Genomic DNA, 18098 nt, shown 5'->3' with positions numbered 1-18098 from the left:
GGCCATTTGTGCAGGCCGAACCTTGAGGTCACATGCGCCATGCTTCGGTGTAAAACGGCTATCAGCTTAGTGGGTTCCAGCGCTGAGACCAGTCGTCATCGGTGTGGATCACCTCGCGCAGCAGGTCGAAGGCCTGTTGCAGCGTTGCCGAGTCGCGATCGCGCGAATACACGAGATACGTCGGGTAGCTGAATTCCGGGGCTTTGGTCACCGCTTCCAACGCGCCGCTTTCCAGATACGTGCGCACCACGCGCGTGCGGAAATAGCCGCTGCCGCCGTGTTCGAGGATGTATTGCAGAGCCAGCGGGCCGAGGTTGAAGCTCAGCGCAGCTTTGGCTTTTTCCGGCAGGGCGGCGTCGTGCTGACGACGGAAATCCGGGCCCCAGTCGATGTAAACGTAGGGATCGGGACGCTCGGGTGCGCGTACCAGAATCAGTTTCTCTTCCAGCACTTGCTCGACCTGCAGTCCCGGCCAGTATTCCGGCTGATAGACCAGCGCGGCGTCAAGAACGCCGAGTTCGAGCTGCCGCAGCAGGTTTTCACCGTCGCGAATTTCCATGCGCAGGGCATGCCCGGGGATTTTCTCGCGCAGTTCAGCGGCCCAACTGAGCATCAGCGGATTGCACAGGCTGACTTCGCCACCGATGTGCAACACGTTGTGCAGGCCTTCGGGGAGCGGTAGATCACGACGCGCGGCTTCCCAGGTTTGCACCAGTTGATTGGCATAGACCACGAACGCTTCGCCGTTGGGCGTCAGTTTTGCCCCGGCGCGGTTGCGCACGAACAGCGTACTGCCCAGTTGGCTTTCGAGTTTTTGCACGCGGGCGGTGATCGCTGTTTGTGTGACGAACAGCTTCTGCGCAGCGGCGGCGAGACTGCCGTGGCGGACGATTTCGAGAAAGGTGCGAGCGAGGTCGATGTCCATGGGCGGGCCGGTTTGGGAGGTCGGCGTATTGTAAGGGCAAAAGCCCCTCACCCTAACTCTCTCCCAGGGGGAGAGGGGACTGATCTGATCAGGGTCAGCGTTTCCCGATGATTACTGGCGTGCGTGCGTATTGACCGCCAGTAACGTCCTACGGATGCCGGAGTGTTTTTCGCAAATACCGGGATATTTCCGACAACTGTTTCAGGTTGGTCGTCGGACGCCTGTTCTATAACATCGAACGTGACATTGAAGTCGCTTACGGCTCGGACGTTCGGGCCCCTGACAACGGATGGATTATGCAAAACATACACGTTGAAAACGACGCAGCGCGTTATCACCCTCGCTATTTTTGGCGCGATGTTCGAGCCAGGTGCCCCTCGGAGGCCAATGCGATGTCCACTGCTAAACCGCTTCGGTTTACGGGGCTGAAGCGGGTCGAAGGCAAACCTGTCGACGTACTCTTGCGCGGCAGGGAGTGGGGTGAAGACCCTATGTTTATCATCCGGTACACGCAGCAAGGTTTTGAACTGCAGGACGTCGTCAATCTGATCGCCACCTCTGAGCTTTACCAGGAGGGTGAGCTTGTTCAGATGATCACCGGCAAATCCATCCGAACCGTGCGGCGCTTGCTCAAAGACAGCAAACCCTTCCTGCTCAGCCAGCAACAAAGCATGGTTGCCTTTCAATATGCCCATGTGCTGGAAGTTGCCACCGAGGTCTTCGACGGTCAGGCGGAGGCCGAAGAATGGTTGCGCAAGCCGACCAAATGGCTCAACGGCTACAAACCGATTGAACTGGTCGAGAATCCTTTCGGTTATCAAGTGGTCGACGCCTACCTGCACCGGACAAAATACGGGGTTTATCAATGAACCCGCTGCCTTGGGATGATCGCTGGTTTGCCTGGCGTGTCGACCCGGAAGCCTACAAATGCACGTGGAGCAGTGGCATTGGCTCCGAGCGTAAGGGGGGACGCTGGAACCGTCCGGGACGGCGTGTTGTATACGCGTCAGTCGATCCGTCCACGGCCATTCTCGAAGTGGCGGCACACGGCAGTTTTAATCGTCTGGATACAAAACCCCATGTCCTTACGTGCTTTGAGATATCCGATCAGGCCCTGGTTCGGGTCGTCCAGCCGGAAGAATTGCCGAATCCCTACTGGATGAGTCCTGCACGGACTTCACCGAATCAGCAAGATTTTGCCGATGCGTTACTCGCCGAACACCCTTTCTTGCTGGTGCCCTCGGCGGCGACCCGGCACTCATGGAATTTGCTGGTGAGCTGCGAGTTGGCCGAAGGGCAGTTCCGCATGATCTCGCAGGAGCGTTTCGGCCTGGATACCCGATTGTTGGAAGAGTTGGCGCTGAACTGACCATTTCTCCAACTCATGAACGCAAAAATCCCGCCACAAAGGGCGGGATTTTTGTGTCGCTGAACGCTGCTATTAAGCAGGGAACAGTTCGGACAGTTTCATCGACAGCATCATGTCGCCTTCAACGCGCAGCTTGCCGCCCATGAAAGCCTGCATGCCGTCGGTTTCGCCGCTGACGATACCTTTCAGGGTTTCGCTGTCCAGCACCAGCGTGCAGTTGGCGTCCGGGTTTTCGCCTTCCTGGATGTCGCAGGTGCCGTCTTTGACGATCAGCGAGTATTGCTTGTCTTCGTCAGTGATGTTGAAACCGAAGACCAGATCCAGACCGGCAGCAGCGGCTGGGTTGAACTTGGCTTGCATTGCTTTTACGGCATCAGCTACGGAGGTCATGATTCGATCCTTTTTTTGGTCATAGGAGCTGGGTGGTTACAGCAAGGGTCACAGTCATCCGGACTCAGCGAAAAGTGATGAGTTCCGGGGCCTTCAACAGTTGCAGGTGTGCGTGACTGTTGAAGGAAGCCAGTGCCACCTCGCGGCCGCGGAATTTCAGCTGGCTGAGCGAGGTGTTGACGATTTGCCAATTCAGTTCGAAGGCCTGTCTGGCAGGCATTTGTGTAATGAGGTGGAGCAGGGCAGTGATGGTGCCGCCGGAAGTGAACACGGCGATTTTCTGGTTTTTGTCCGCCAGATCGAGAATGCGATGCAGCCCGCCCTGAACCCGCTCGACAAACCCCAGCCAGCTTTCCAGCCCCGGCGTGTCGTACGTGCCAGCCAGCCAGCGCTCGATGATCAGGGCAAAAATACGCTGGAACTCGCCACGGTTTTGCGCGGCATTACGCAGGATGTCGAGCGCTTCCGGTTCGTCTTCGAGCATCGCCGGGAGCAGGGCGCGGATCACCGCGTCGGCATCGAACTCGTTGAACGCGGCATCGGTTTCCAGCGTTGGCACATTGAGGCCTTTAGCGCTGAACTGTTCCAGTGCGCTGGTGGCCGTGTGTTGCTGACGACGCAGGTCTCCGGCAATGCAACGATCAAAGCTGATCCCCAGTTCAGCGAGGTGCTGACCGAGGATTTCTGCCTGGCGTACACCGGTCGGCGACAGGACGTCATAGTCGTCCGCACCAAAGGAGGCCTGGCCATGTCGAATCAGATAGATGCTGCCCACGTCCGCGTCATCCCGGTACGTTGAAGGTTTGGCGAGGTTATGAGGATGATGGAGAGCTGTCAATGAAAAAACATACGCTTGTTTGAAATGCCCGTTACAGGCGTGTTGCCAGAGGTTTCACGGCTGGCCGACGGGCCGGTGCATGGGTATGCTGGCGTCATCCCGCGTGTGTTTCGCATCCGCGCATTGTTTTAAGGAGTCTCTGTGGAGTTTTTCACCGAATACGCCAGTTTCCTGGCCAAGACCGTTACTTTGGTGATCGCCATATTGGTGGTGCTCGCCAGTTTTGCCGCGTTGCGCAGCAAGGGCCGGCGCAAATCGGCCGGTCAGTTGCAGGTCAGCAAGCTCAATGATTTCTATAAGGGCCTGCGTGAACGCCTGGAGCAGACATTGCTCGATAAGGATCAGCTCAAGGCGCTGCGCAAGGGCCAAGCCAAAGCCGAGAAAACCGAGAAGAAGCAGAAGAACAAACCTGACGCCAAAGCGCGGGTGTTTGTGCTGGATTTCGACGGCGATATCAAAGCCTCGGCTACCGAAAGCCTGCGTCATGAAATCACTGCACTGTTGACTCTCGCGACGCCGAAAGACGAAGTCGTCCTGCGTCTCGAAAGTGGCGGTGGCATGGTGCACAGCTATGGCCTGGCGTCCTCGCAACTGGCGCGTATCCGCGAAGCCGGCGTGCCGCTGACCGTGTGCATCGATAAGGTGGCCGCGAGTGGCGGTTACATGATGGCGTGCATTGGCGAGAAGATTATTAGCGCGCCGTTTGCGATCCTCGGCTCGATTGGTGTGGTCGCGCAGTTGCCCAACGTCAATCGCCTGCTGAAGAAGCACGACATCGATTTCGAAGTGCTGACCGCCGGCGAATACAAACGCACCCTGACCGTGTTTGGCGAAAACACCGAAAAGGGCCGCGAGAAATTCCAGGAAGACCTCGACATCACTCACCAACTGTTCAAGAACTTCGTGGCACGCTATCGCCCGCAACTGGCGATCGACGAAGTCGCCACTGGTGAAGTCTGGCTCGGTGTGGCAGCGCTGGACAAACAGCTGGTCGACGAACTCAAGACCAGTGACGAGTATCTCGCTGAACGCGCGAAGAAGTCCGAGGTTTATCACCTGCATTACGCCGAGCGTAAGAGCCTGCAAGAGCGCATCGGCATGGCGGCCAGCGGTTCGGTGGATCGCGTGTTGCTAAGCTGGTGGAGTCGTTTGACCCAACAACGCTTCTGGTAATTAGCGGCTCGTCTGAAAAGATCGCAGCCTGCGGCAGCGCCTACAGATATCCCCATGTAGGAGCTGCCGCAGGCTGCGATCTTTTGATCTTGAACACCCATCCCCCCTAGCGAAATTTCCTCGCCCATCGCGGAAACGTCCTGCATTTTTCTCGCCGCGCACCCTATAGGCTGATAACTCCTATAGCGATGCAAAGGATTGCAGAGAATGACGGAGAACGGAGAAAACCGCCGGCTCAGACATGAGCAGTGGGCCTCGGAACTGGAAACAGCGCTGCCACGCAGTGCCACCCGCTTCACCCGTAACTTGATCGAGAATCACTGGGGCAAGGACATTGCCCCGACGACGTCACAACTGGCGTATCTGCAATATGATTTTCGTGGTTATCCCTCGCTCAATGGCATTCATCAAGGCCGTCTGATCAGAACGGAGAGCCTGCTACAGGCGGCCATGACCAACCAGCAAACGGTCGGCGCCGGGCGTTTTGGCGAGACCGTCTTCGGCCTGTACACCCCACCATCGGTAGGGCCAGAAATTGCCATTGCCGAGATCGATGAAACGTCGTTTCCCGGCGGCGGTCATCGCGACTACGAAGGCATCTACCGCCAAACCATCCCACAGCGCTATGCACCGGATACACAACTGGCGCTGACACCTCATGATTTCAAACGCTGGGTCTGGACGCTGGAGCTGAAGACCCGCTACGGCGACTACGTCAATCAGACCTGGCCACCTGACAAAGACATCAATGCAACTGACGGGTATCCATTAAAAACAGGGGTCAAGTCAGCTTATGTCATGGCTGCGTATTTGCAGCATCAAGAACACAGCCTCTCGGACGAGGGACTAAAATTGGCATTGCGCGGTGCCGGGCTGGACGCGCAGCAAGCCTGGGAAACGCTCACGCTTGAGCAACTGCAAGGGCGATTTGTCGTTTCGAGAGAGATCGAATTCAGTCGATTGCGAATCTACCGCTACCACTCGATTGATATCTGGTGCTTCGCTCAGCCTGGTCACGATCGCAGGTTGCTGTATATCCCCGGTAACTCATCACCTTTTCACGAATTCGTCGACCTGCAAGCATTACGACGGTGGGTGGTACAGGCCGCAGGCACCAGCGAAACAACTCAAGCTTTGGCGGCGCACTACATCGAAGATGAACGGGCCGATGGCATTCTGCACGCCGGTGTTGTCACCGCTTTGCAGGGGATGGCGATGTTCCCTCGCCAGCATCTTCTGACCACGTCTGCCGGTTTTTTCAACAACGATGGTTACTGGGATCCGGCTGAATATATAAACCTGCAGAAAGTCACGGTCGACACAGACCCTTTCGCGCAGATGGTACTCGCGATGAAACAGGCCGCGCTCGACAGCATCGCCACGATCCATGACGATGCCCAGGTCAATCGCGAGCAATTGAGCGCAGTGGTCGAGCCGCTGGTGCAATGGCTCAATCGTTACGGGCCGCTGGCTTTATTGATCCCCGGTGGCGAGGGCTTGCTGGCACTGGCGGGTCTTATCGATGCCGGTTACGGGTTGGCGGAAACGGTTGATGCAACGACCTCAACCGAACGGTCGCAAGGCATCACCCGTACTGTATTCGGTTTGCTGAACGCGCTGCCGCTGTTGACTGACGGGGCGACTGCGGCCACTGAGCATGCAAGCATCAAAAGCGTACCGCACGAGCGGGTCATGACACCGGTAGGCTCCGAAGATACCGCCGTGGCGACTGAGTCACCGGTAACCGTGCCCGTTGCTGAGCGCATTGCCCTGATGCGCGGCATCGGGCCAAGCGTCGAGCGATTCAGCCACGACGTTTTGTTGCAGATTCGCCATGTCAGTGGCGTCAGCGACGATGCTCTACGACTGCTTCAGACAGACGGGCGAGCGCCAACACCTATTTTGCAGGACACCATCGACCGTTTTGCGATCGATCAGGATTTGCAACAAGCCGCAGATGCGCTTCCGGAGGGCTCGGTTGAAGCCGGCCAGGTGCAGCACGACAGGGCCGAACTGTTTCGCCAGCGTTATGAAGCCTTGCAGCACTCGGACAATCCGTGGATCCAGCTGTTTCGTCAGCAATACCCAACGCTTCCGAAATGCGCGGTGGAGCAGTTCCTCGACCGTTCCGGGATCGACATCGATGCGCCGCATACCTTGACGGACAACAGGCGCGTTTTTGCCCGGTTGAGTGACAAGGCGCGCCAGTATGAGCAGCACATCCGAACCTGTCGCGCCTACGAGGGGCTTTATCTTCAGTCGACGAGCAGCGTCGACACCGATGTGCTGGTGTTACACACGCTCGAGCGCTTGTCCGGCTGGCCTTTGCACCTGCGAATCGAAGTACTGGCGGGGGGCATCGGCAGCCGGATCGTCGACAGCATCGGACTGCCCTCTGCAACCTTGAAAATACAATTGATCAAGACGCCCAATGTGCCCTTCGAACAGTGCCTGCTCAATGCGTTGACGGCTGAACAGCGCGTGGCAATTGGCTTGCGTATCGAACATCAACTCGCGGATTTTCAGGCGAAGATTCACAAAGGTGCGCTCACGCACTCCGAATTGATGATTGGACTGCAACGGATGGATTCCGGGGCGAGTTTTCACTTTTCCGGATTGCGAGGTGGTGGCTTTCCCGCAACCGCACAAAACGCCGAGTTTTCCCGTCAAGTGATGCGGCTTCAGGTCAAAGAGCTCTATCCAGCCATTTCCGATGCCCAGGCGGATGAGTTCCTGAGGATTTTTGGAGACGGTGCACAAATTGAAATCGATCGACTGAGACTGCAAATGGAGCAGTTGGGTGCTGATATCAGCGAGTGGATCGAAGACATCCATTGGGATATCAATGATATGGACGTCGAACTGCTGACCGAAGAGGAGGGGCTGTCGCGGGGCATGAGCCTTGTTGAAATTGAAGACGAAAACGACGCTCGCATCGAAAACCGGATGGATCGGGAGCGAGAGAACCGTTACGAGCTTGCTGATGAACTGATCTCCATTTGGCAAGGGCGTAGCGGCCCGGAGAGCCTGGTATTTGAGAGTGGCCAGTTTGTCGGTTTCCATCTGGACATGGCGTTTGACCCGATGTACAGCCTGCCGCAAATCAACATCAAGTTTCGTGACGTGATATCGCTGTCCATGCCTGGCTTTCATCTTGCTCAGCGGGGCAGTCTCAATGGCTTTCTTGAGTGTTTTCCCAACCTGCGCTGGTTGAACATGAAGGACGTCGATCTGCGTTTGTTCAATGCGCTTGGACAGGAAGTCGGTACATTGCCGCCAGCGATTGGCCAGATGAGTCAGCTGGAGGTGCTCAATCTGCGCTCCACCGGTCTGACGTTGACCGAAACCACGGCGGGGCAAGTTGCCGGGTTGAAGCAGCTGCGCTACATCGATATGAGCGATAACCCGCTAGGCATTCCCCCCTTGTTGGTGGACATGCCGCAATTGCGTCAGATCAATTTACGCGCATCCGGCCTCACGGTAAGTCCCATTGGCATCTTCGACATTCCCTACCTGGAACGTCTGGATTTGCGTGATAACCACTTGCTTCGCATCCCGGAAGCTGTTCGAAAACAGTCTGTGGTTGAGGGCAATTTATTGCTCTCGGGTAACCCGCTAATCGACCTGGATAGTTTGCGCTGGGTGGTTGAACATCGACAGCAGACCGGTATTAACGTGTGGCTGGCTGCACCGACGCATACCTTGTATCTGCCAGATTCATGGGTTACCGGATTACGCGCCGAGCGAGCTGTCGAACTCAGCGCCAGTTGGTCGCGGATTGCCTCTCAATCTGGAAGTGAGCGCCTCTTCGGTATTTTCGGAACGATGGCGCGTACTGCAGATTACGTCATTAACTATGCGCCGTTGCAGAGTCGTGTCTGGCACATGATTGAGGAGATGGATTCATCTAGCGAACTGTGTCGGTACCTGTTTCAGGATTTGCAATTGTCACCGCCAGAAGGCAGTGACCCATTCACTGGTTTTTTACGGATTGAAGAGCGAATCTCCGCGTTCATTCCGTCTCCAGTCAAAAGGGCGCCGATCGATGGGGGGGCGCAATCATGACGGGCAATACGACACCGCGCGTCACACTGACACCTCACGAGCAAGGCGTTTTCTTCGAGTTCTTCAAGAGCGCGGAGTTACCGGCGTGGTTTACGCTAAGCAGTTCTGCACAACGAAAAGCACTGTATGACACGTTGATCGCCAGTTTTGCCTCTAAAGACAAGGCGCGCAACGTATTCGAGAAACTGCAAGACCCCGATCGTTTTGTCACCGTAAAGTTAACGCGGGCATTGTCGGAAAAACTCAAGGAGTCACTGGATATCACGGGCGGCGTTTTTCAGCACGTCAGATCTACATCCAGTCTGCTGGGACTGAGGCGCAAGCTAGTTCTTCCATTAGGCAGGGATCTCGTGCGGGCAGCGTGCGAAAACTTCACATCAGGCGAAACAACCCCCGATAACTATCATGCTGATTCGCTGGTTTACTTGCCAGAACACATCCCCGGGCAAGGCAACCGTGTTTTGCCAATAAAACCCCATGAGTTTGCGCTTTTATGTCGAAACCAGGATTTTGGAAAGCAATATCAGGAACATCTGACGCAGATATTTGAGAGCGATCCGCTGGCGCAAAAAGCCTGCGTGACACATTCGCGACGCAGTCTTGAAGTCGATATGCAGCTTTCTCTGATGAAACAGTACATCTCGGCAGATACCCATCAGCGATTACGGGGCGCTTTGGCGCAAAGTGACGCTGACGGGTTCTCTCAGGAGGCATTCAGTTTTCACTCCCTCAAGTTGCTGGACTGCACGATCTACGGGGCGATGGTTCTTCAGCTGAAAACTGATGACAAACGCTGGATCCTCTACCTCCCGGGTAATCGTGAGCAACCCCTTCAGGAGTTTGCAGATTTTTTTAGGCTGGAGGTTCGACTGAGCGCTCGGTTCTGGCATCCGGAATTCCTTGTGTACTTTTTACGATTCGTTGCACTGGAGGAGCAAGTCGTTTTTCGTACCGAGATAAAAGCGCGTCTGCTTGAGCCATCCAATGCATCTCCCTTGCCCAAAAAAGCGACCGTTTTACGACTCACCACCCTGGACATGAGCGGGGACGGATTGACTGGTCTTTATCTACACCGCCTTGCATTGGTCAAGAGCAACGCGCGCCGGTTGGTGGTGCCGACAGGCGATGAAGATGAGAAAGAGCGACTGGCTCGGCTTGAAACCTACGAAACGGTAGGCATTGATCTGGCACTGTTTGCGGCGTCATTTATTCCGGGGGTCGGTGAAGTTCTGCTGGCGGTCACCGCATTCCAGTTACTGCAAGGTGTTTACCTCGGTATCGAAAGCTGGGTGCAGGGCGACCAGGAACAGGCGACTGAGTATTTCTTCGACACAATGGAGAACCTGATCCTCGCTACGGTGCTCGCCGGGGGGCAGGCCGGTATCTCCGCCGCGTATAAAACCCTCAAGAGCGACGGGGTAATTGCGCGGCTCCGTCAAATCAAAATGTCCAGCGGAAAAATGCGATTGTGGGATCCGGACATAGCACCCTATCGTCAGACGATCGCCTTACCCTCCTGGCTGAAAACCGATGAAATGGGCCTGCGTCGGCTGGCGGGACAAGCCTATTTGAAACTGGGGCCTTATCTATATGCCGTGCGCCCGCAACTCGATACTGAAATGTGGGAACTCCAGCCTCCCTCGCGACTGCCTAACGAGTACGCACCTCTGCTTGAAACCAATGGTTCCGGCGCTTGGCGTCATGATGCCGAGCTACCGCAGGAATGGGATCGCTTGACGCTGCTGAGGCGTCTTGGTTACAGCGAAGCGCAACTGGATGATGCTTTGATAATGGAGGCAATGACCGCTAGCGGCGTGCATGAAAATGAATTGCGTCAGGCAATCCTCGAGCTCCGGAGCCCGCCCGCAGCATTGAACGATACCGTACAACGGTTCAATGCCGATCTGTATGTGAACAGCTTTATCACGCAGATGAAAACGCTGCAGACGGCTTTGCAGGCAGATTTCGAACTGCAGCTTTATTTGCTGACATCCCTGCCACGGTGGCCTGCGCATACGGCATTGAACATGACCGATTTTACTGGGCAGACACTCAAAAGCTTCTCATCGGGAGCGGCAGTTACCCGATATATAAAAGTGAGTCGCGACGCTTTCAGTAAAGGTTATTTCTACCGCGATGTGCTGTCGGCTTTCAGAGCGTCGGAGCGCGACCATCTGCTCTCGACTGTCAGTGCCACTGAAGGGGGGGAGGAGGCTCTGCGTCAGATAGTGCTTGAGCACGCCATCGGCAACAATTTCAATCTGTTCCAAATTATTTATGAACGTAACGGACCTACATTGAGCCAACAGTCTGCATTGCTGGTGGATCTGTTTCCTGACTTGCCTGGTGCTTTTGCCAATGAGTTGGTGTGGTATGCCGATGCTCATGAGCTACTTGAGTTGGAGGCGGGTCATGTGCCGCTTCGCCAGGCCGAGGAGGCTCGACGCTATTTGCAGGTGGTTCGTGAGAACCGCGCATTCGAAGGTTTTTACCTTGATGCTGCAAGTACAACAGACACCGGACGTCTGGTGCTGGATGCACTTGAAAATCTGCCCGGATGGAGCAATGGCATCTACATTCAGATACTTGATGGCACGCAAACCGATGATGTGATGGCGGCACTCGGCAACGAAACAGCAAAAGAGCACTTTCAGATTCTCGCTCATGGGTACGCTTACGAGGTGCTGGACGAAAAGTTCGAACGCGTCACCGTGCTGCCCGCTCGGACGCGAGAGCATTTCTTTCAGGCACTCTGGCAAGGCTTGTCACCGAACCGCCGCACAGCTTTGGGCGTAGCCGGCGCCGATGGCGCCACAACGTTGCGCAAGAAAATCACCACAATGGCCCTGCAGCGGCGCGAGTTTGCTCATCTGACGTTGAGCAATTCGCCCCTCCACCCTGGTTACAAATCACCGATGCGCCTGGCCGATCGTATTCAGCAAGAGCCTTTGCGCCAAGCGCCCGTCGGAGACAGGATCAGTGCCGACACTGCCGTACTGCGGCAAAGAGCGCAGGAGCTTTATCCGGCGTATTCCCATGAACAAATCAATCAGTTTCTTCAGCGTCTGGGTGACGATGAGCTGATGGTGCTTCGACGACTGGAGCAACTGCGCGTCGAGTTTTTCAATCTGCGTGTAACGCTACAGAGATGGGTGGTGCGTGATAGCAGCTATCAGGGGGTGAACGGACCGCGAGTCACAGTGGCTAAGCTGGCGAGGTTTCGCTCGGCGATTCAGATCATTCGATGCTGGCGTCGAGAAACGCCGCGGATGTTAACGCTGGACGGAGGCCTCTATGAGCTGTCTTTGCCGGCGCTGCTGATCGGCGATCTACCGCACCTGACGGCTGATTTCAGCCACGTTGGCGCGCTGATCATGGATCGAGTGGCCACTGGAACGGGCCTCAGCGGTTTTCTCGCAGGATTCAGCAACGTACGCGTCCTGTCCCTGGTTGGCACCGAACTGACACGTCTTCCAGCCGCCATCAGCGAGATGAAAAGCCTTGAAACACTGGATCTGAGTGAAAACCGCATTCATCTGACAGAGCTGTCGGTGGGGCAGTTGGCAGGAATGAGCTCATTAAAGCGCCTGGAACTCAGTTTCAATCCCGACCTGGGTCGTTGTCCCGATGTCTCCCGTCTGCCTTTACTCGAACACCTTGGTCTGCGTAATACGGGAATCAACGAATGGCCAAACGGTACGGCGGGACTGCCGAATTTGCGGACACTGGATCTGCGCGACAATCAGATTGAATACGTCCCGCAAAACGTACTGGTCAACGCCGACCTTCTGAATCGCGGGACTGATATACGCGGAAACCCTCTTTCCGAAGACTCACTGAATCGTCTTTCGAAATACCAGCAACTCAACGAAATCAGTCTCGGGCTCCAACAGGCAGGGCAATCGGATCTGGTTGCGCGGGTACTGCTCGATGTTTCCATGAGCTCAATCTGGCTGACAGGTGTAACCGAAAAGTTGCTGGTGAGCCGGCGTAACCTGTGGCGCGCATTGTTCCTGCAGCCAAATTCCAGATGTTTCTTCGCCTTGCTGATCCGCCTGCGATACACCGTTGATTATCGCGTGGCATTTAACAATCTGCGTGAGCGAGTCTGGGGCGTTATTGAATCAGCCTCCCAAGACACAGCATTGCGCAGATCGCTGTTTCGTATAGCCGAAAAGGATGCCCGCAGCATTGATGATTGCTCATTGCTGTTCAGTGACCTGGCCGTTACCGTTCTGTGTTACCGAGCCTTGGGCGCTGCACAAGTGGGTAATGTCCTGCTGGAACGTCAGTTTGTGCGCTTGTTACGCAGCCTGTTTTGTTTGCGATTGGTCGAGAAGCTGGCCTATAAGCACGTCATTGCCCTTCAGAAAATACAATCGGTGACGAACGAAGAAGCCGGGCAAATCAGTTTTGTGCTTCGAATGAGGCTGGCTCAACGCCTTGATCTTCTTGGCCAACCCACTGCTATCAACGAGCGCCTGGACGTGGACGTTTCCACGCAAACGGCTGATGAAGTTTATCGGCAGGTCATTCAAGCGGAGCAGGGGACGGAGTTGTTGGACTCGCTCAAGACCCATCCTGTCTGGGGTGAATACCTGGAGAGGGCCTACAGCGAATTGTTCGACGAAATAGAAATAGGTTCCAGGCTCGCATTGCTAGAACTTGACCGTTTAACGCATTTGAGCCGAGAGCAGCTTTCATTTCGGATGGCCGCCATAGCCGAGAATAACGGCAATCTACGTAAGGCGCTGTTCAATCGATTGACTCAAGCTGCGCTGGATCGTTTTACAGCTCATTTGGCACCTGTTGAAGTACCAACGTTCGGGCCTGCTGATTAGCCCATATCAAATAACAGGCAATAAAAAATCTGAAACCGGATCAGCTCCGGTTTCAGATTCGGGTGTTACGGCTAACGCGGGTTAGCGGCGACGGAACAGCGGCAGCGGTTCGTCGGTGGCGGCCTGATAGGTCACCGAGAAGTCCTTGAGACCTTCAAGGGCTTCGTACGGGTCTTTGTCCGGGCGCACAGCGAAGGCGTCGAAACCGCAGCGGTGCATGTAGAACAGTTGGTCGCGCAGTACGTCGCCAATCGCGCGCAGTTCGCCTTTGAAACCATAACGGTCGCGCAGCAAACGGGCGTTGGAGTAGTTGCGGCCGTCAGTGAATGCCGGGAAGTTCAGGGCAATCACCTGAAACTCGGCAACGTCTTCACCGATTTCTTCGGCTTCTTCGTCAGCGTCCAGCCAGACACCCAGACCGCCGTCGCGGGCCTTGAGCATGCGGCTGTGTTCGCGCCACAGTTGCAACGGCACGATCAAGTCGTCGCAATTGCTGATCTCGTCGATGTTGAAATCTTTTGGCAGCAAGTGCCAGGTTTCGTCGACGACTTCGTTGTTCTTAATGATTCGCTGCATAGACGCGTTCCTTGAAGAGGTCGATGCCAATACGCTGATAAGTGTCAATGAAGCGCTCGTCTTCGGTACGTTGTTCAACGTACACGTCGATCAGCTTCGAGATCACGTCAGGCATGACTTCCTGAGCGAAGGACGGGCCGAGGATCTTGCCCAGGCTCGCATCACGGCTGGCGCTGCCGCCGAGGGAGACCTGATAGAACTCTTCGCCTTTCTTGTCCACGCCGAGGATGCCGATGTGGCCGACGTGGTGGTGACCACAGGCGTTCATGCAACCGGAGATGTTCAGATCCAGCTCACCGATGTCGAACAGGTAATCGAGGTCGTCGAAACGACGCTGGATCGATTCGGCGATCGGGATCGACTTGGCGTTGGCCAGCGAGCAGAAATCACCGCCAGGGCAGCAGATGATGTCGGTCAGCAAACCAATGTTCGGTGTGGCGAAACCGCCTTCGCGCAACTCGCCCCACAGGGTGAACAACTGGCTCTGCTCAACGTCGGCGAGAATGATGTTCTGTTCGTGCGAGGTGCGCAGTTGACCGAAGCTGTAGCGGTCGGCCAGATCGGCGACGGCGTCGAGCTGCTTGTCGGTAATGTCGCCCGGGGCAACGCCGGTCGGTTTCAGCGACAGGGTCACGGCGACATAACCCGGCTTCTTGTGCGCCAGGGTGTTGCGGGTGCGCCAGCGGGCGAAACCCGGATGCTCTTTGTCGAGGTCGGCCAACTGAGCGGTCTGGTTTTCCAGGGCCTTGTAATCCGGATCGACGAAGTGCTTGGCCACACGCTGCAGCTCGGCTTCGGTCAATGTGGTCTGGCCACCGCGAAGGTGCTCCATTTCCGCATCGACTTTCTGCGCGAACACTTCAGGCGTGAGTGCCTTGACGAGGATCTTGATCCGCGCCTTGTACTTGTTGTCGCGACGGCCGTAGCGGTTGTACACACGCAGAATGGCGTCGAGGTAGCTCAACAGATCCTGCCATGGCAGGAACTCGTTGATGAACGCGCCAACCACCGGCGTACGGCCGAGGCCACCGCCGACCAGCACACGGAAGCCCAGTTCGCCAGCGGCGTTGTGCACCGGCTCAAGGCCGATGTCGTGGACTTCAATGGCGGCACGGTCAGCGGTCGAACCGTTGACGGCGATTTTGAATTTGCGCGGCAGGTAGGCAAATTCCGGGTGGAACGTCGTCCACTGGCGGACGATCTCGCACCATGGGCGCGGATCGATCACTTCGTCGGCGGCGACACCGGCGAACTGGTCGGTGGTGACGTTGCGCAGGCAGTTACCGCTGGTCTGGATCGCGTGCATCTGCACGGTGGCCAGTTCAGCCAGAATGTCCGGGATGTCTTCCACCGCCGGCCAGTTGAACTGCACGTTCTGCCGCGTACTGACGTGGGCGTAGCCCTTGTCGTAGTCGCGGGCAATCTTGGCCATCATGCGCATCTGACGCGAAGTCAGCTGGCCGTAAGGCACCGCCACACGCAACATCGGCGCAAAACGCTGGATGTAGAGGCCATTTTGCAGGCGCAGGGGGCGGAATTCTTCTTCGCTCAGCTCACCTGCCAGATAGCGTCGGGTCTGATCACGGAACTGCTTGACGCGGTCCTCGATGATCCGCTGATCGTACTCGTCGTATACGTACATATAAGTCCTGTTCTCAGGCTTGGGCCATTCGGAGTAGCACTGCGTTTTCGCTTGCTGGAGTCCGATTGTGCCTCTGCAATTCTGCGCGCACGGCCGCGCTCTCCCTAACGGAGCCGGGGCAATATACCTGTTTGGGGTTATGCGCAAAAGTGATGTTTGAGTATATGTAAAGAACCAAAACGCCTAACGAGAATCACTGTCAACTAATCCACATTTGTAGTGCGGACAATCATCGTCTTAACTGTGGTCGAGTATTTCTGCAATCACCGATAAAACCGACAAGAGGCGATGCAATGAGCAATCCGACCAAGGCAAGAAAAAGCGACAGTAGCGTCGATGCGTGGGCCATTTTGTTCCTGATCATTCTCGTAGTAGGGACAGCGGTATTCTGGGTCAGCCATCAGTAAACGACTCATCCGGGCCCCGCATGCGACGATTGTCGGACAAAAACGGGATCAGGCACCAATAGCCGATGATTCGAGGGCTATAATGCGCGGCCATTTTTTCTTGGGCCCGGATGACTCATGTTGAAGTTTTTGCACCTCGGCTTGCTGCTGTTCAGCGCGCTATTGTCAACCGCTGCACGAGCGGAGTCTGTGCTGTTCCTCAATCCGGGTTCGACGCAGGAAGCCTTTTGGGTCAGCTATTCGCAGTTCATGCAGGCCGCCGCCCGCGACCTTGGCATCGAATTGCAGATCCTTTATTCGCAACGCCAACCTGAACTCACCCTCGCTCAGGCGCGCATCGCGCTGCAAGGGCCCAATCGTCCTGACTACCTGATTTTCGTCAACGAACAGTACATCGCGCCGCAAATTCTGCGCCTGGCTCACAACAGTGGCGTGAAGCTGTTCATGGTCAATAACGCGTTGACGGCGGATCAACAGGCGTTAGTCGGCGAGCGCGGCGATCAGATCGGCAGTCTGGTGCCGAACGACGAGGAGGGCGGCTACTTGATGATGAAGGAGCTGATCCGCGTGCATCCGCCGGTGGCAGCAGGTGAGCAGATTGAAATGCTGGCGTTCTCCGGACTGAAAATCACCCCGTCAGCGCAATTGCGTGAGCACGGCATGCAGCGCGCGTTGGCCGAGCATCCTCACGTGCGTTTGCGCCAACTGGTTTACAGCGGCTGGACTCAAGAGCGCGCCTATGAACAGGCGAAACAACTGTTTGGTCGTTATCCAAAGGTTTCGCTGGTGTGGTCGGCCAACGATGAAATGGCCTTCGGGGCGATGCGTGCCTACGCCGAAACCGGCAAAGTCCCGGGCAAGGATGCGTTGTTCAGTGCGGTCAACACTTCACCGGCGGCATTGCAGGCGTTCGTCGACGGTCGATTGAGTGCGTTGGTCGGCGGCCATTTCACGCTGGGCGGCTGGGCGCTGGTCGAGTTGCACGACTACGAGAAGGGCGTGGATCTGAACCGCTACGGCGGCAGCGATCGGCAAATCCCCTTGCTGCAACTGATCGACAAGCCCCAGGCTCGGCAAATGCTGGCCATGGGCGACTCTCCGGACTACGGCGTGCATTTCCGCAAGCTGTCCGCCAAGGGCCAACCGGATTCCTATCGTTACCCGTTCAACCTGCAAACCCTGATGCGCTGACCCCGCGTCAAACCCCGGCGAAATGCAGCACCAGTTTGACGATGGCAAACAACGTCAGCGCGAATACGGCCGTGAACAAAATCCCCAGCACCACGAAATGGCTGGGCTTGCCATGGGTGAAATCCCTTGCCCGATTCTTGCCGCTCTGCACCCCGAACGCGGCGGCCATGACGCTGTGCAGCATCTGCCAAAAGGTCGGCGGTTTGTTGTCGACTGGATCGTCCATAAATCCCTCGTCTGCCGTGTGTGTCAGACAAGCATAGCCAACCCTCCGGAGAACACTGCAAAACGAACTGTGGGAGCGAGCCTGCTCGCGAAGGCGGCATGTCGGTCAACATCAATGTTGAATGATCGACCGCATTCGCGAGCAGGCTCGCTCCCACAGGAGATGTTGTGTCCGGGCTGGATTAGTTGTCGTAACCCAGATTCGGCGCCAACCAACCCTTTGGAGAACACTGCAAAACGAACTGTGGGAGCGAGCCTGCTCGCGAAGGCGGCATGTCAGTCAACATCAATGTTGAATAGTCGACCGCATTCGCGAGCAGGCTCGCTCCCACAGGGGATGTTGCGTCAGGGCTGGATCAGTTGTCGTAGCCGAGGTTCGGCGCCAACCAACCCTTTGGAGAACACTGCAAAACGAACTGTGGGAGCGAGCTTGCTCGCGAAGAGGCCATCGGCTTC

General features: G+C 56.3%; 12 protein-coding genes. 6 read left to right on the top strand and 6 right to left on the bottom strand.

Features of this window, described 5'->3' with window-relative positions; all coding sequences use genetic code 11:
* Window positions 1-61: 61 nt before the first annotated feature.
* Complete coding sequence (locus ACIOMO_RS04890) at window positions 62-925, bottom strand: LysR family transcriptional regulator (protein ID WP_053120866.1); 864 nt, start codon at window positions 923-925, stop codon at window positions 62-64.
* A gap of 392 nt (window positions 926-1317) precedes the next feature.
* Between ACIOMO_RS04890 and ACIOMO_RS04885 the strand changes: the two genes are divergently transcribed.
* Window positions 1318-1794 carry an antitoxin Xre/MbcA/ParS toxin-binding domain-containing protein gene (locus ACIOMO_RS04885; RefSeq protein ID WP_053120865.1) on the top strand — a complete coding sequence of 159 codons (477 nt, stop codon included), beginning with the start codon at window positions 1318-1320 and terminating at the stop codon, window positions 1792-1794.
* Complete coding sequence (locus tag ACIOMO_RS04880) at window positions 1791-2294, top strand: RES family NAD+ phosphorylase (protein WP_053120862.1); 504 nt, start codon at window positions 1791-1793, stop codon at window positions 2292-2294. The genes ACIOMO_RS04885 and ACIOMO_RS04880 overlap by 4 nt, the downstream gene beginning before the upstream one ends.
* Before the next feature lie 72 nt (window positions 2295-2366).
* Here the strand turns inward: ACIOMO_RS04880 and ACIOMO_RS04875 are convergent, their stop codons facing one another.
* Both ACIOMO_RS04875 and ACIOMO_RS04870 read right to left on the bottom strand, forming a co-directional pair.
* Entirely contained in the window at window positions 2367-2684 is a 318-nt protein-coding gene (locus tag ACIOMO_RS04875; RefSeq protein WP_053120860.1) for an SCP2 sterol-binding domain-containing protein, read from the bottom strand.
* Window positions 2685-2748: 64 nt separating this feature from the next.
* The gene (locus tag ACIOMO_RS04870) at window positions 2749-3459 is read right to left on the bottom strand and encodes a histidine phosphatase family protein (RefSeq protein ID WP_053120857.1); all 711 of its coding nucleotides are present in this window, start codon (window positions 3457-3459) and stop codon (window positions 2749-2751) included.
* Between the two features lie 204 nt (window positions 3460-3663).
* On the opposite strand from ACIOMO_RS04870, the gene sohB reads away from it, so the two are divergent.
* From sohB to ACIOMO_RS04855, 3 genes are all read left to right on the top strand, one after another.
* Window positions 3664-4695 carry a protease SohB gene (sohB, locus tag ACIOMO_RS04865; protein ID WP_401238607.1) on the top strand — a complete coding sequence of 344 codons (1032 nt, stop codon included), beginning with the start codon at window positions 3664-3666 and terminating at the stop codon, window positions 4693-4695.
* A gap of 207 nt (window positions 4696-4902) precedes the next feature.
* The gene (locus tag ACIOMO_RS04860) at window positions 4903-8760 is read left to right on the top strand and encodes a dermonecrotic toxin domain-containing protein (protein ID WP_401238604.1); all 3858 of its coding nucleotides are present in this window, start codon (window positions 4903-4905) and stop codon (window positions 8758-8760) included.
* Entirely contained in the window at window positions 8757-13601 is a 4845-nt protein-coding gene (locus ACIOMO_RS04855) for an NEL-type E3 ubiquitin ligase domain-containing protein (RefSeq protein WP_401238601.1), read from the top strand. The genes ACIOMO_RS04860 and ACIOMO_RS04855 overlap by 4 nt, the downstream gene beginning before the upstream one ends.
* An 81-nt stretch (window positions 13602-13682) precedes the next feature.
* On the opposite strand, the gene ACIOMO_RS04850 is transcribed toward ACIOMO_RS04855, so the two are convergent.
* Window positions 13683-14177, bottom strand: coding sequence for a DUF934 domain-containing protein (locus tag ACIOMO_RS04850; RefSeq protein ID WP_008080464.1), 495 nt, complete (start codon window positions 14175-14177; stop codon window positions 13683-13685).
* Complete coding sequence (locus ACIOMO_RS04845) at window positions 14161-15819, bottom strand: nitrite/sulfite reductase (protein WP_401238598.1); 1659 nt, start codon at window positions 15817-15819, stop codon at window positions 14161-14163. The genes ACIOMO_RS04850 and ACIOMO_RS04845 overlap by 17 nt, the downstream gene beginning before the upstream one ends.
* Window positions 15820-16343: 524 nt before the next feature.
* Between ACIOMO_RS04845 and ACIOMO_RS04840 the strand changes: the two genes are divergently transcribed.
* On the top strand, window positions 16344-17417 hold the full coding sequence (locus ACIOMO_RS04840) for an ABC transporter substrate-binding protein (protein ID WP_401238595.1): 1074 nt from the start codon (window positions 16344-16346) through the stop codon (window positions 17415-17417).
* A gap of 7 nt (window positions 17418-17424) precedes the next feature.
* Here the strand turns inward: ACIOMO_RS04840 and ACIOMO_RS04835 are convergent, their stop codons facing one another.
* Window positions 17425-17643, bottom strand: a complete 219-nt coding sequence (locus tag ACIOMO_RS04835) for a DUF2970 domain-containing protein (RefSeq protein WP_008080467.1) — start codon at window positions 17641-17643, stop codon at window positions 17425-17427.
* Between the last annotated feature and the right edge of the window lie 455 nt (window positions 17644-18098).

Source organism: Pseudomonas sp. NPDC087804 (assembly GCF_044742965.1).
Classification (GTDB): domain Bacteria; phylum Pseudomonadota; class Gammaproteobacteria; order Pseudomonadales; family Pseudomonadaceae; genus Aquipseudomonas; species Aquipseudomonas rustica.
This window is presented reverse-complemented; position numbering and strand designations above follow the sequence as displayed.